Annotated in this window: 13 protein-coding genes; 11 read left to right on the top strand and 2 right to left on the bottom strand. The window is 72.8% G+C overall.

The window, feature by feature from the left end:
• Positions 1-260: 260 nt before the first annotated feature.
• The 4 genes from GXW83_RS07955 (at position 261) to GXW83_RS07940 (ending at position 3,366) form a co-directional block, all read left to right on the top strand.
• Positions 261-1,307, top strand: a complete 1,047-nt coding sequence (locus GXW83_RS07955; protein WP_225447453.1) for an MBL fold metallo-hydrolase — start codon at positions 261-263, stop codon at positions 1,305-1,307.
• Between the two features lie 180 nt (positions 1,308-1,487).
• The gene (locus GXW83_RS07950; protein ID WP_182442264.1) at positions 1,488-1,820 is read left to right on the top strand and encodes a hypothetical protein; all 333 of its coding nucleotides are present in this window, start codon (positions 1,488-1,490) and stop codon (positions 1,818-1,820) included.
• 59 nt (positions 1,821-1,879) lie between these two features.
• Positions 1,880-2,686: an alpha/beta fold hydrolase gene (locus GXW83_RS07945; protein WP_182442263.1), complete on the top strand. Its 807-nt coding sequence runs from the start codon at positions 1,880-1,882 to the stop codon at positions 2,684-2,686.
• Positions 2,683-3,366, top strand: a complete 684-nt coding sequence (locus GXW83_RS07940) for a hypothetical protein (RefSeq protein WP_182442261.1) — start codon at positions 2,683-2,685, stop codon at positions 3,364-3,366. Before GXW83_RS07945 ends, GXW83_RS07940 begins: the two co-directional genes overlap by 4 nt.
• 41 nt (positions 3,367-3,407) lie before the next feature.
• On the opposite strand, the gene GXW83_RS07935 is transcribed toward GXW83_RS07940, so the two are convergent.
• Positions 3,408-4,577, bottom strand: coding sequence for a steroid 3-ketoacyl-CoA thiolase (locus tag GXW83_RS07935; protein WP_182442259.1), 1,170 nt, complete (start codon positions 4,575-4,577; stop codon positions 3,408-3,410).
• Positions 4,578-4,748: 171 nt separating this feature from the next.
• Between GXW83_RS07935 and GXW83_RS07930 the strand changes: the two genes are divergently transcribed.
• From GXW83_RS07930 to GXW83_RS07920, 4 genes are all read left to right on the top strand, one after another.
• Complete coding sequence (locus GXW83_RS07930) at positions 4,749-5,981, top strand: cytochrome P450 (protein WP_182442257.1); 1,233 nt, start codon at positions 4,749-4,751, stop codon at positions 5,979-5,981.
• Positions 5,982-6,119: 138 nt separating this feature from the next.
• On the top strand, positions 6,120-7,925 hold the full coding sequence (locus GXW83_RS07925; protein WP_225446833.1) for an MDR family MFS transporter: 1,806 nt from the start codon (positions 6,120-6,122) through the stop codon (positions 7,923-7,925).
• Entirely contained in the window at positions 7,922-8,140 is a 219-nt protein-coding gene (locus GXW83_RS33870) for a hypothetical protein (protein ID WP_225446832.1), read from the top strand. Before GXW83_RS07925 ends, GXW83_RS33870 begins: the two co-directional genes overlap by 4 nt.
• A 123-nt stretch (positions 8,141-8,263) precedes the next feature.
• On the top strand, positions 8,264-9,388 hold the full coding sequence (locus GXW83_RS07920; protein WP_182442256.1) for a peptidoglycan-binding protein: 1,125 nt from the start codon (positions 8,264-8,266) through the stop codon (positions 9,386-9,388).
• Between the two features lie 45 nt (positions 9,389-9,433).
• On the opposite strand, the gene GXW83_RS07915 is transcribed toward GXW83_RS07920, so the two are convergent.
• Positions 9,434-10,018: a TMEM165/GDT1 family protein gene (locus tag GXW83_RS07915; protein ID WP_182442254.1), complete on the bottom strand. Its 585-nt coding sequence runs from the start codon at positions 10,016-10,018 to the stop codon at positions 9,434-9,436.
• Positions 10,019-10,328: 310 nt separating this feature from the next.
• Between GXW83_RS07915 and GXW83_RS07910 the strand changes: the two genes are divergently transcribed.
• The 3 genes from GXW83_RS07910 to GXW83_RS07900 all read left to right on the top strand — a co-directional run bounded on the left by GXW83_RS07910 (position 10,329) and on the right by GXW83_RS07900 (position 13,714).
• Positions 10,329-11,315, top strand: coding sequence for an aldo/keto reductase (locus GXW83_RS07910; protein WP_182442252.1), 987 nt, complete (start codon positions 10,329-10,331; stop codon positions 11,313-11,315).
• Positions 11,316-11,454: 139 nt separating this feature from the next.
• The gene (locus GXW83_RS07905) at positions 11,455-13,050 is read left to right on the top strand and encodes a glycosyltransferase family 39 protein (RefSeq protein WP_182442250.1); all 1,596 of its coding nucleotides are present in this window, start codon (positions 11,455-11,457) and stop codon (positions 13,048-13,050) included.
• A gap of 46 nt (positions 13,051-13,096) precedes the next feature.
• Positions 13,097-13,714 (top strand): DUF1697 domain-containing protein, encoded by a 618-nt coding sequence (locus GXW83_RS07900; protein WP_182442248.1) that lies wholly within the window; start codon positions 13,097-13,099, stop codon positions 13,712-13,714.
• Positions 13,715-13,731 lie beyond the last annotated feature (17 nt).

Genomic DNA, 13,731 nt, shown 5'->3' with positions numbered 1-13,731 from the left:
GGGGTGTCAACTCTGACACTGCATAGAACTGATACCAGTTCTACTTATCGGGGGCAACGGCCATGCAGTAGGCTCCCCGACGAGTTGCACTGTGGACAGAACGCGTTCTCGTCGGCGTGGCGGGAGAGGACGGCACCGTGCCCACCCAGGACCAGCCCCCGCAGCAGAGCACGCAGCAGCCCCCGCCGCCGAGCACCCCCGGGGCGGCCCCCGGACGGCCGGCGGACCCGGCCCCCGTTCCGGGCGGGCCCGCCCCGGAGGTGCTCGCCTGGCGCTCCCGCGTCCTCCCCCGGGCCCGGGACCTCGGCGGCGGGGTGTGGAGCATCCCCGTCCCGATCCCGGACAACCCCCTGCGCTACACGCTGGTGTACGCGCTGGAGACCCGGCGCGGCCCGGTCCTGGTAGACACCGGCTGGGACGACCCCGGCGGGCGCACCGCCCTCGCCGACGGGCTCGGCGCGGCCGGATTCACCCCCGCCGACGTGCACGGCATGCTGGTCACCCACCACCACCCCGACCACCACGGCCTGTCCGGGCACGTCCGGGAGGAGTCCGGCGCATGGATCGCCATGCACGGCGCGGAGGCCGCCGTGGTCCGGGCGATCGGGAGCATCCCCGCCGCCCGCTGGGGCGACCGGATGGCGCACTCGATGCGCGGCGCGGGCGTGCCGGAGGAGCACCTGAGAGCCCTCAGGGGCCTCGGCGGCAGCCCGGGACGCACCGGCGTCGCCCTCGCCGGCGCCCTGCCCGACCGCGAACTCGTGCACGGCGAGTCCGCCGGCGTCCCCGGGCGCGAGGTACGCGTCCTGTGGACCCCCGGCCACACCCCCGGCCATGTCTGCCTCTACCTGGACGAACCCGGCCACCCCAGCCGTCTGCTGTCCGGCGACCACCTCCTCCCCACGATCAGCCCCGTGGTCAGCCTGTATCCGGAGAACCCCGGCGACGAGCCCACCGACCCCCTCGGCGACTACCTGGACTCGCTGGAACGCATCGCCGCCCTGGCGCCGGAGGAGGTCCTGCCGGCGCACCAGTACCGCTTCACGGACGCGCCCGCACGCGTCCGCGCGCTGCTCGACCACCACGCGGACCGGCTGGCCGAGCTGCACGCACAACTCAAGCACGGCCCACTGACACTCTGGCAGGCCGCACAGGGCATGCACTGGAACCGGCCCTGGGAGGAGCTGGGATTCCTGGCCCGCCACCTGGCCCTGTCCGAGGCCGCCGCCCACCTGCGGCGGCTGGTCAAGACCGGCCTCGCCGAGGAGGTCCCGGGCACGGACCCGGTCCACCACCGAGCACTCTGACCCGCGCCCGGCGCGGGAGCATCCGCAGGCCGAGCGTCGCCCGCGCCCGCCCGGACCGACCCGGGCGGCGCGCGCAGGGCGGCGTGCGGGGGGCGGCCAGTACAGTGACCGGGCGACCCGGTCGCGTCCGGCAGGGCCCCATGTCGAGGGCCCCACCGCTCCTGGAAAGGCTCACCCGCCATGCTCACCGCCGCCCGCCTGGGCGCTGTCGCGCTGACCGCCGCCCTGCTCGCGGTCCCGGCCGCGCCCGCCCTCGCCGCAACCGCAACCGCAACCGCGCCTGCCCGGGCCGCCACCGCTCCGGCGACCGCACCCGGTGCCGTCCGGCCCGCCGCCGCCCTCTCCGCCCCCAGCGCGAGCGCCGACAGCACCAGCCCCAGCCCCGGCGCCTCCGCGCCCGGCGTGGCCCCCGGGCCGCACAAGAACTCCAAGGCCGCCGGGTGGGTGCTCGGCGCGGTGATCATCGCCTTCGTCGCCGCCATCGGCTTCCTGCAGAGCCGCCGCAGGCGCTGAGGGGACAGCAGCCGCTGACCGTTTGGTCGGCACGCGCGGCCGTCCTTACGATGATCAGCATGGCCACCGCAGCAGTGAACGGCGTCACCCTCGCCTACGACGACCAGGGCGACCGCGACGGCGCCCCGGTCGTGCTGGTCCACGGCCACCCCTTCGACCGGACGATGTGGGCGCCGCAGGCCGCCCGGCTCACCGCGGCCGGCTACCGGGTGATCACCGCCGACCTGCGCGGATACGGCGAGAGCCAGGTCGTCCCCGGGGTCACCCCGCTGGAGGCGTTCGCCCGGGACACCGCCGCCCTGATGGATCACCTGCGGCTGGCGCGGGCGGTCGTCGGCGGCCTGTCCATGGGCGGCCAGATCGTCATGGAGTTCTACCGGCTGTTCCCGGAGCGGGCCGCCGCCCTGGTCCTGGCCGACACCTTCCCCCGGGCCGAGACGCCGGAGGGCAGGGCCGCCCGCAACGAGATGGCCGACCGGCTGCTGCGCGAGGGCATGGACGGCTACGCGGGCGAGGTGATCGACCGGATGGTCGCCCCGTACAACGTCGCCGAGCTGCCCGGGGTCGCCGAGCACGTCCTGCGGATGATGCGGTCCGCGCCGCCGCAGGGCGCGGCTGCGGCGCTGCGCGGGCGGGCCGAGCGCCCGGACTACTGCGCGCTGCTGGCCGAGGTGGCCGTGCCCGCGTTGGTCGTGGTCGGCGCGGACGACGCGTACACCCCGGTGAGCGACGCCGAGTACATGCACGAGCAGCTGCCGGACTCCACCCTGGTGGTGGTCGAGGGCGCGGCGCACATGCCCAACCTGGAGCGGGCCGATGCCTTCGATGCCGCGCTGCTCGCCTTCCTGGAGCGGCTGCCGGCATGAACGACAGCACGGCGACCACCGCATCCGGGCCCGGCGATCGCCCGCACCCGCTGCTGCGGCTGCTGCTGGACGCGGCGGACGGCCGGTTCCCGCCGGTGGACGGCGCGGTGACGGTGCTGCCGGGGCTGGGGCGCGGCATCGAGTGCTCGGTGGCGTTCACCGGTCACGCCGTGGTGGCCACCGACCTGCCCGAGGCGGCGGTGCGCGCCCAGGGCCCCAACGGCTTCGGCGGCTCGCTGGCGCCGGACTTCCTGCGCTGGCTGGCCGGGCCACAGGGCACCATCGGCGAGATCGACGTGGTCCTGGTCGCCCGTGGCACCCGAGTACCGCACAGCACAAGCAGATTGACGCTCCGTCGGGATGTCGAGCAACACCCCCGGGTACGCTATGCCCGCGCCGTGCGCACCCGGGTCGAGGTGTACGGGGACGCGCGCGGCTATGTCACGCTGGCCCAAGGGCTGGCCGGGCGGCGCGAGTTGAGCATCGAGGTGGACGATCCGGGCTCCGCGGCGGGCGCCGGCCGGTCGCTGCTGGCGGACGCCCTGGCGCTGGTCCCGCAGGGGGAGCCGGTGTTCGCCGCGGTCTCCCCCGGCAACGCCCGCTCGCTGCGGGCGTTCCTGGCAGCCGGCTTCGTCCCCGTGGGCAGCGAAACCCTGCTGCGCCCGGCCCGCACCAACTGACGGCCCGCACCAACTGGGCGCGGCGGCCCGGGCGGTGGCGGCTACAGCCGCTGCAGGATCGTCGCCGTCGCCAGCGCGCCCCCGGCGCACATGGTGACCAGCGCGAACTCCTTGCCCGTGCGCTCCAGTTCGTGCAGTGCCGTGGTGATCAGCCGGGCGCCGGTGGAGCCGACGGGGTGGCCGAGCGCGATGGCGCCGCCGTTGACGTTGACCCGGTCCATGTCGGCGTCCATGACCTGCGCCCAGGAGAGGACGACGGAGGCGAACGCCTCGTTGATCTCGACCAGATCCATGTCGGAGAGGCGCATCCCGGCCTTGCCGAGGACGGCCCGGGTGGCGTCGATCGGCCCGTCCAGGTGGAAGTGCGGGTCGGTGCCGACGACGGCCTGGGCGACGATGCGGGCGCGCGGGGTGAGCCCGAGGGCGCGCGCGGCGCGGCGCGAGGCCCACATGACGGCCGCCGCGCCGTCCGAGATCTGCGAGGAGTTGCCCGCGGTGTGGATGGCGGTGGGCATCACCGGCCGCAGCCCGGCCAGGGCCTCGGCCGAGGTGTCGCGCAGCCCCTCGTCCCGGTCGAACAGCCGCCACATGCCCTGCCCGGCGAGCTGTTCGGGCTCGGTCGTGGGCACCTGCACGGCGTAGGTCTCCCGCTTGAAGCGCTCCTCCGCCCAGGCCTCGGCGGCGCGTTGCTGCGACTGCAGGCCGAGCCGGTCGACGTCGGCGCGGGTGATGCCGCGGCGGCGGGCGATGCGCTCGGCGGCCTCGAACTGGTTGGGCAGGTCGACGTTCCACTCGTCCGGGAACGGCCGCCCGGGGCCGCCGGCCGAGCCGCTGCCCAGCGGCACCCGGCTCATGGACTCGACGCCGCAGGCGATGCCGACGTCGATGACGCCCGCCTGCACCATGTTGGCGACCATGTGGTTGGCCTGCTGCGAGGAGCCGCACTGGCAGTCGACGGTGGTCGCGGCCACCTCGTAGGGCAGGCCCATGGCGAGCCAGGCGTTGCGCGCCGGGTTCATGGACTGCTCGCCCGCGTGGGTGACCGTCCCGCTGACGATCTGCTCGACGACGTCGGGCTGGACCCCGGTACGGGCGAGCAGCTCGCGGAAGGTCTCCCCCAGCAGGTAGGCGGGATGGAGGTTGGCAAGGGCCCCTCCACGCTTGCCGATGGGGCTGCGCACTGCTTCGACGATGACGGGTTCAGCGGCCATGACTCGTCCTCCGGGCGCCCATTGAACTCAAGAGAACTGATACACGTTCTACTTCTGCACACCTTTCTATTCTCCGCACGCGGGCCCGCGCAAGGCTCTTGCACCGACTAGAACGCGTTATTACTGTCGAGCAGGACATCTGACATAGCGTCAGTTGACCGGAGGCCACCGATGACCTGCCCCGCGCTGCCCGAAGGCTTCGACTTCACCGATCCGGACATCAACCAGGCCCGGGTGCCGCTGCCCGAGTTCGCCCTGCTGCGCCGGACCGAACCCGTGCGCTGGATACCGCAGCAGCCGGGGACGACCGGTTTCGACGACGGCGGCTACTGGGCGGTGACCCGGCACGCCGACGTCAAGGAGGTGTCCGTCCACCCGGAGACCTTCTCCTCCACGCTCAACACCGCGATCATCCGCTTCCACCCCGACATGGACCGCTCCGGCATCGACGGCCAGCGGCTGATCATGCTCAACATGGACCCGCCCGAGCACACCCGGCTGCGGCAGATCGTCCAGCGCGGCTTCACCCCGCGCGCCGTCAACGCCCTGCAGGGCGCGCTGCGCGACCGCGCCCGGCAGATCGTCGCCGCCGCGCGCGCCGAGGGCAGCGGCGACTTCGTCCGCGACATCGCCTGCGAACTGCCGTTGCAGGCCATCGCCGAACTCATCGGCGTACCGCAGCAGGACCGCGCCCGGATCTTCGCCTGGACCAACATGATGATCTCCTACGACGACCCCGAGCTGTCGATCACACCACAGGCCGGAACCGAGGCCGCGATCGAACTGATGATGTACTCCATGGGCATCGCCGAGCAGCGCAAGAGCTGTCCGGCCCACGACATCGTCACCCAGCTGGTCAACGCCGAGGGCCAGGGCAACCTCAGCTCCGACGAGTTCGGCTTCTTCGTCCTGCTGCTGGCCGTCGCCGGGAACGAGACCACCCGCAACGCCACCAGCCACGGCATCCACGCCCTGCTCACCCACCCCGAGCAGTGGGAGACCTACAAGGAGCGCCGCCCGCAGACCGCGGCCGACGAGATCGTCCGCTGGGCCACCCCGGTGATGTCCTTCCAGCGCACGGCCACCCGGGACGTCGAACTGGGCGGCGCGGCGATCTCCAAGGGCCAGCGGGTCGGCATCTTCTACAGCTCCGCCAACAACGACCCCGAGGTGTTCGACCGGCCCGAGGAGTTCGACATCCTCCGCGACCCCAATCCGCACCTGGGCTTCGGCGGCGGCGGACCGCACTTCTGCCTGGGCGCCAACCTGGCCCGGCTGGAGCTCGACCTGGTCTTCAACGCCATCGCCGACGCCGTCCCCGGCATCCGGCTGCTCGGCGAGCCGCGCCGACTGCGCTCCGCCTGGCTGAACGGCATCAAGGAGCTGCGGGTCCAGTACGCCTGAAGGGCGCCTGAAGCACGCCTGACGCCCGCACAGCCCGGCAGCCCGGCCGCCCGCTCGCCCGTTCGGACCCGCCGGAAGGCACGCCGCACCCTCCGCTGAAACCCTGGGGACCAGTCCACCAGGCACCCGGAGGGGTCGATGGCCCAGCAGCAGGTAGCAACGGCAGACAGGGCACCCATCGAGGAGGAGGACGGCAAGGTCAGGCTGGTCTTCCTCGGCGTGATGCTCGGGATGTTCCTCGCCGCCCTGGACCAGACGATCGTCTCCACCGCCCTGCCGACCATCGTCGGCGACCTCGGCGGAGCCGCCCACCTGTCCTGGGTGGTCACCGCCTACCTGCTGGCCGCCACCGCCACCACCCCGCTGTGGGGCAAGCTCGGCGACCTCTTCGGCCGCAAGTACGTCTTCGTGGTCTGCATCATCGTCTTCCTGGTCGGCTCCGCGCTCTGCGGCATCTCCCAGAACATGATCCAGCTGATCTCCTTTCGGGCCCTGCAGGGCCTGGGCGGCGGCGGGCTGATGGTGCTGGCCATGGCCGTGATCGCCGACGTCGTGCCGCCCCGCGACCGGGGCCGCTACCAGGGCGTCATCGGCGCGGTCTTCGGCGTCTCCTCGGTCGTCGGCCCGCTGCTCGGCGGCTTCCTGGTGGACAACCTCAGCTGGCACTGGGTGTTCTACGTCAACCTGCCCATCGGCGCGGTCGCGCTGGCGGTGATCCTGGTCGCGCTCAAGGCCAAGAACCCAGAGACCCGCCCGCGGATCGACTACCTGGGCACCTTCCTGCTGGCCGCCGCGTCCACCTGCCTGGTGCTGATCGCCAGCCTCGGCGGCACCACCTGGCAGTGGAACTCGATCGAAGTCTGGGGCTGCGGCATCGGCGCCGTGCTGCTCATCGGCGCCTTCATCGCGGTCGAGGGCCGGGTCGAGGAGCCGGTGCTGCCGCTGCGGCTGTTCCGCAATCCGGTCTTCAGCATCTGCTCCGGCATGGGCTTCGTGGTCGGCCTGTGCATGTTCGGCGCGCTCTCCTACATCCCGCTGTACATGCAGGTCGTCAACGGCAACTCGCCCACCACCTCCGGGCTGCGGCTGCTGCCGCTGATGGCGGGCGTGCTGGTCACCTCCATCGGCACCGGCCAACTCATCAGCCGCACCGGCAAGTACAAGATCTACCCGATCGTCGGCACCGCGCTGATGGCCGCCTCCCTGGTGCTGCTGGCCCAGGTGGACGAGAAGACCAGCTCCACCGTGATGGGCCTGTACATGCTGGTGTTCGGCCTGGGCCTGGGCCTGGTCATGCAGGTGCTGATCATCGCGGTGCAGAACTCCTCGGACTTCGCCGACCTGGGCACGGCCACCGCCGGCGTCACCTACTTCCGCTCCATCGGCGGCGCCTTCGGCGCGTCCATCTTCGGCACCGTGCTCAACAACCGGCTCAGCTCGAAGATCAGCACCGCGCAGGCCAACGGCACGCTGTCGCCCCGGTTCCCGGTGAAGCAGGTGCTCGCCGACCCGACGATCGTGCAGAAGGCCCCGACCGCCGACAAGCCGCTGATCCAGCCCTTCCTGCACCTGTACGCGGTCTCGCTGCAGACGGTGTACCTGGTCGCCGCCGGCATCGCGGTGATCGCCTTCGTCCTGTCGCTGTTCCTGCGCGAGGTACCGCTGCGCACCTCCAACCGCTCAGCCGAGCCGGGCGAGGCGGCCGGGCTACCCACCTTCCGCAGCTCGGCGGACGAGATCGAGCGCATGGTCACCCGGCTCTCCAGCCGGGAGAACATCTGGGAGCGCTACGGCAGGGCGATCGACAAGGCGGACGTGGACATCAGCGTCCCGCAGGCGTACGGACTGTTCCGGCTGCACCAGGCCGGGCCGATCACCGAGGCGGACATCTGCCGCCGCATCAAGACCACCCCGAGGAGGTCCGGCCCAAGCTGGACGCGATGATCGCGTCCGGACGCATCCAGGAGGACGCCTCCGGGCTGATCACGCTCACCCCGGCCGGGCAGGAGGTCATCACCAAGCTGACCGAGGCCCGGATCGCGCTGCTCAACCAGAAGCTGGAGGGCTGGTCGCCGGAGCAGCACGCCGTCCTGGTGCAGATGCTGCGGGAGCTGGCGGACAACTCCATGGACGCCCCCGGACGCGTCATGTCGCTCTGACCCCGCCGCACCGGGCCCCAGCCGAGCCCCACCCGGGTCCTGCCCGGGCGCGGACACCCCTGCACAAGCGGACGATCTTCCTGCATAATCGTCCACCGTTCGACCAACGGTGGGGGCAGAGAGATGACGGGTCAGCACTGCGGCCGCTGCGGCGAGCCGCGCACCCCGGCGGGGTGCGCCTGCGGCTGGGCCGACGGGCCCGGCGGCAACGACGAGGAGACAGCGGTCATCCCGGTCGTCGGCGGCCCCGAACTGGTGCGCCCCTACTTCCGACCCGGCGACGCCCAGGGCGCGGAGCAGGACCCCCTCGAGGTCGAGGTGCTGGACGCCGAGGTGCTGGACAGCACCACCGTCCTGCGGACCGTCGCGCCCCACAGCGCCCACAGCCCCTCCGGCTCCCCGGGCTCCCCCGGTTCCCCCAGCTCTCCCGGCTTCTCCGGCCCGACGGCCTCCCCGCCGGGCGGGTACGGACCGGCCGCGGCGCAGACCCGGGTCCTGCCCGCGCACCTCGGCGCGCACCTTCCGGCGCAGCGCCCCGCCGAGCAGCTCGGCAGCCTGGTCGTCACCGGCGGGCGCGGCGGCGCAGGCAGCGGCCGGCGCCGCAGGCCGTCGCGCGGGGCGGTGCTGATCGGCGCGGGCATCGCGGTGATCGCCGGGATCGGGGTCGCCGCCGCGCTGGTGCCGCAGCTGCTGGGCGGCGGGCCGGTGGACGTCTCGCTGCCGCAGCCCGGCGTGACCGCGCCGCTGCCCACGCAGAGCAGCGTCAGCGCCGAGCCCAGCTCCGCCGTCAGTGCCACCCGCACCCACCCCGCCCCGGTCGTCCGGCCCACGCGGACGGCCCCGCCGTCCAGCCCGCCCGCGTCCGCCCGGACCAGCGCCCCGCCGACGGCCGCGCCCACGACCGCCGCGCCGACCGGCTCCGCCCCGCCCGCCTCGGCCAGCGGCGCCCCGACGGCGACGGCCTCCCCCGACAGCACCGCCGCGGCCGGCGGCGACGGGTCGCTCTCCCTCGGCGACAGCGGCCCGGCCGTGGTGACGCTCCAGCAGGAGCTGAGCGACCTCTACATCGACCCCGACCTCGACGCCAACGGCACCTACGGCCGCCGCACCGAGAACGACGTGGCGACGTTCCAGATGTGGTACGGCGTCGAGGGCGACCCCACCGGCGTGTTCGGCCCCAACTCGCAGGCCAGGATGGATCAGCTGATGAACCAGCAGGGCGACGACGGCGGTGACGACGACCAGTGACCGCCGCCGCCTGACTCCCCCGCCGTCCCCCGCAGGCCCTGCGGCTCAGCCGGTGATCGCGCCGACGATGCTCACCCCGGCCATCACCAGCATCACCACCGCCGCGATCCGGGTGATCAGCCGCAGCGGCACATGCTTCATCAGCTTCTTGCCGCCGACGATGGCGACCCCGGCGACCGCGCACAGCGCCAGCCAGGAGCCCAGCCCGACCGCCAGCGGATCGGTGTACTTGGCGGCCAGGTTGGCCGTGGTGATCTGGGTCAGGTCGCCGAACTCGGCGATCAGCACCGTCACGAAGCCGGTGGCGGCGACCCGCCAGAAGCCCGTGGAGGCGGGCTCCCGGACCTTCTCGCCGTCCTCGTCCTCGTCCTTCTGCAGCAGCAGCATCAGCGCGCCGCCGAGGAACAGCAGCCCGACGACCGCCTCCACCCAGCGGTGCGGGAGCAGCGACAGCAGGCTGCCCGCCGCGATGGCCAGGGCAACGTGGACGGCGAAGGCGGCGGCGATCCCGGCGAAGACGTAGCCGGCCCGGTAGCGGGTGCCCAGGACCAGGCTGGCCAGCGCGGTCTTGTCGGGCAGTTCGGCCAGGAAGATGATCCCGAAGGTGATCGCGGCGACGGTGATGCTCACGTCTGGGTTTCCTCAAAGGTCGGTGGCACCGCCGCGCCTCGGGAACCCGGCTGCGGGGACGCCTCGGCACGTCAGTGCTCGGGCGGCTTGCGGGCAAGCTGGAGCAACTGCGGCCGAAGGTCTCACCAGCACCGCCACTGCGGTGCCCCGGGCGCCGGGCGGACCTCGCGTGAACGAGGGACGCCAGCATGTCGACGGTCCGGTGGGGGCTACTCCCCTTCGCTGCCCGCCAGCCTACCGCATGCTTCATGTCGGGCCGACGATATGGGTCGCCCTCGACAACGGCACCTCCGAGGAGAAGGCTGGGGTCATGGAGTACACCTCTCTCGGCCGTACCGGCCTGTCCGTATCCCGCCTGTGCCTGGGCACGATGAACTTCGGCCCGCTCACGCACGAGGCCGACGCCCACACGATCATGGACACCGCACTGCAGGAGGGCATCAACTTCTTCGACACCGCCAACGTCTACGGATGGGGCGAGAACAAGGGCCGCACCGAGGAGATCATCGGCACCTGGTTCGCCCAGGGCGGCACCCGCCGCGAGCGCACCGTGCTCGCCACCAAGCTGAACGGGGCCATGCCCGGCTACGGCGGCGAGTCCTGGCCCAACAGCGGCAAGCTGTCGGCGCTGAACATCCGCCGCGCCTGCGACGCCAGCCTCAAGCGGCTGCAGACCGACTACATCGACGTCTACCAGATGCACCACGTGGACCGGGCGACCCCCTGGGACGAGATCTGGCAGGCCATGGAGGTGCTGGTCGCCCAGGGCAAGATCCTCTACGTGGGCAGCAGCAACTTCGCGGGCTGGCACATCGCCGCCGCGCAGGCCGCCGCCGAGCGCCGGCACTTCCTCGGCCTGGTCGCCGAGCAGTCGCTGTACAACCTGCTGGCCCGCACGGTCGAGCTGGAGGTGCTGCCCTCGGCGAGCCACCACGGCCTGGGCGTCATCCCCTGGTCGCCGCTCCAGGGCGGCCTGCTCGGCGGGGCGCTGCGCAAGGCCGGCGAGCAGGGCGGCCGCAGCGCGGGCCGGGTCAAGGACCTCACCGCCGCCCAGCGCGAGCAACTCCAGGCGTACGAGGACTTCTGCGACAAGCTCGGCGAGGAGCCCGGCACGGTCGCCCTGGCCTGGCTGCTGCACCAGCCCGCGGTGACCGCGCCGATCGTCGGCCCGCGCACCTCGGGACAGCTGGACACCGCGCTGAAGGCGCTGGATGTCAAGCTCGACACGGACGCCCTCACCCGTCTGGACGAGATCTTCCCGGGCCACAAGACCGCCCCCGAGGACTACGCCTGGTAGTCCCGGCCTGATCCGGGCGGCCGCGCCGGGCTCCGGCCCGTGCGCGGCCTCACCCCGCTCACACCCTGCTCCTGCCGTCTGCCTGTACCATCCGGTTGCGCTCTCAGCACCCGGAACTGTGACGGATCAGTAGGTAGACGTGACCCCCTCGGCCCAGCTCCAGCCGTCCGCACCCGTGTCGGGGAGGCCCGCGGCCACGGCCCCGGCCGGGCGCCGCGCCGGCTGGCTCTGCCTCTGGCCCGGCCTGCTCACCCTGGCCCTCGGCCTCTACCAGGCCGGACGCCCGCAGCTGTGGCGGGACGAGTTCGCCAGCGCAAGCGCCGCCTCCCGCAGCTTCGGCCAGCTGTTTGACCTGCTCGGCAAGGTCGACGCCTCCACCGGCTTCTACTACCTGCTGCTGCACCTGTGGATCTCGGTCTTCGGCAGCTCGCCGACCGCCCTGCGGACCCCCTCCGCGCTGGCCATGGCCGGGGCGGCGGCGCTGATCACCCAGATCGGCGTCCGGCTGTACGGCAGGGCCGCCGGGGTGGCCGGCGGCCTGGTCTTCGCGCTGATCCCGGCCGTCTCCCGGTACGGCCAGGAGGCCCGGGCCTACGCGCTGGCGCTGTTCGCGGTGGCGCTGGCCACCCTGCTGCTGCTGCGCGCACTGGACCGACCGGGCCGGGCCCGCTGGATCTGCTACGCGGCCTCGCTGGTCCTGGTCTGCGCCGCGCACGTGATCGCCATCAGCTGCCTGCTCGGGCACGGTGTCGCGGCGCTGCTGCGCTGGCGCAGGCACCGCGAGCGCGCGCCGCTGCTCTGGTTCTCCGGCGCCGCGCTGCTCGGCCTGGCCGTCGCCGCGCCGCTGATGCTGCTGGCCCACTCCCAGGTGAACAGCCAGCTGTCCTGGCTCGGCCCGCCCGACCTGGCCAACCCCGTGCACATAACGCTCGACCTGTGGATCGACCTGTACGCCTCCCGGGTGGCGGCGCTGATCGCGGGCGTCCTGGTGCTGGCGGCGCTGGTGGTCCCGCTGCTGCGCAAGGAGCAGCGGGAAGCCACGGTGTTCCTGCTGGCCGCCGGGGTGCTGCCGGTGATCGCGGTGGCGGTGGTGTCGCAGTTCGGCACCTCGTACTTCCTCGGCCGGTACCTGCTGTTCACCGACATCGCCTGGTCGGTGCTGGCCGGGGCCGGGGTGGCGGGCGCGGCCCGGCTGCTGGGCGAGCGGGTCCGGCTGCCGCGCCCCGGACTGCTCGTCCCGGTGGCCGCGGTGGCCGCCGCCGCGCTGGGGCTGCTGGCGGTCCTGCCCAACCAGCAGGGCGTGCGGACGTACGGCGCGCACGAGTGGACCCATTACCCGCGCGGCAAGAACCCGGGCTACTACTCCTACCAGGGCGCGGCCGACCTGCTGGTCAAGCAGGCGCACCCCGGTGACGGCGTGGTCTACCTGGGCTACAAGCCGATCATGCTCGACCTGGGCGTCCAGTACTACCTCGGCGCCCGGATGCCGCTGGACGAGGTCTTCGTCACCCGGACGGCCGTGCAGAACGACAGCTACTTCCCCACCTTCTGCGGCGCCCCGGCCGCCTGCCTGGCCAAGGCGCCGGAGCGGGTCTGGGTCGTCGAGCTGGTACCCGCCAACGGCGAGCCGTCGGCGGAGCGGAAGCAGAAGAAGCTGCTGCGCGCCCAGTACCGGGCCGCCACCGAGTACCGGCTCTCCCAGGTCGAGGTGACGCTGATGGTGCGCAAGAGCTGAAGGTGCACAAGAGCTGATGATCCGCACGCGCTGAGGAGCCCCGCCGATGGCACGCACATCGCAGACACCGCCGACACCGCCGACGACGACTCCCGCGTCGCCGCCGGAGGGCGGGCAGACCTGGATCGCGTTCCTGCGCGCCGTCAACGTCGGCGGACGCAAGGTCGAGATGGCCCGGCTGCGGGAACTCCTGGGCGCCATGGGCCTGGGCCGCGTACGCACCTACATCGCCAGCGGCAATGTCTTCTTCGACGCCGCGCTGGACACGCCCCAGCAGCGCGCGGAGCTGACCGGGGCGATCCAGGCCCGGCTGCGCGAGGAGTTCGGCTTCGAGGTGCCGACGATCCTGCGCAGCATCCCCGAAGTCGAGGCCGCGCTCGCAGCCGCGCCCTTCGACCAGGTGGAGATCGATCCGGACGTCCGGCTGAACATCGTCTTCCTCTCCGGACCGCTGACCGGCCTGAAGCCGCCGCTGCGCTCGCCCAAGGACGACTGGGAGTTGCTGGACGCCACCGACGGCGAAGCGTTCGTGGTGGCCTGGCGGCTGAACGGCCGGGTGGGCAGCAACCCGGTCGCGGCCATCGAGAAGGCGTACGGGGTCCAGGCCACCGGTCGGTTCTTCCACACCACCGCGAAGATCGTCGAGGCAGCCAAGAAGCCCTGACTGGCTGACCGGGCCCG

Origin of the sequence: Streptacidiphilus sp. PB12-B1b, from assembly GCF_014084125.1 — a bacterium.
In the GTDB taxonomy this organism is placed as follows: domain Bacteria; phylum Actinomycetota; class Actinomycetes; order Streptomycetales; family Streptomycetaceae; genus Streptacidiphilus.
Note: the sequence above shows the minus strand (reverse complement) of the source record. Positions and strands in the feature narration are given on the sequence as shown.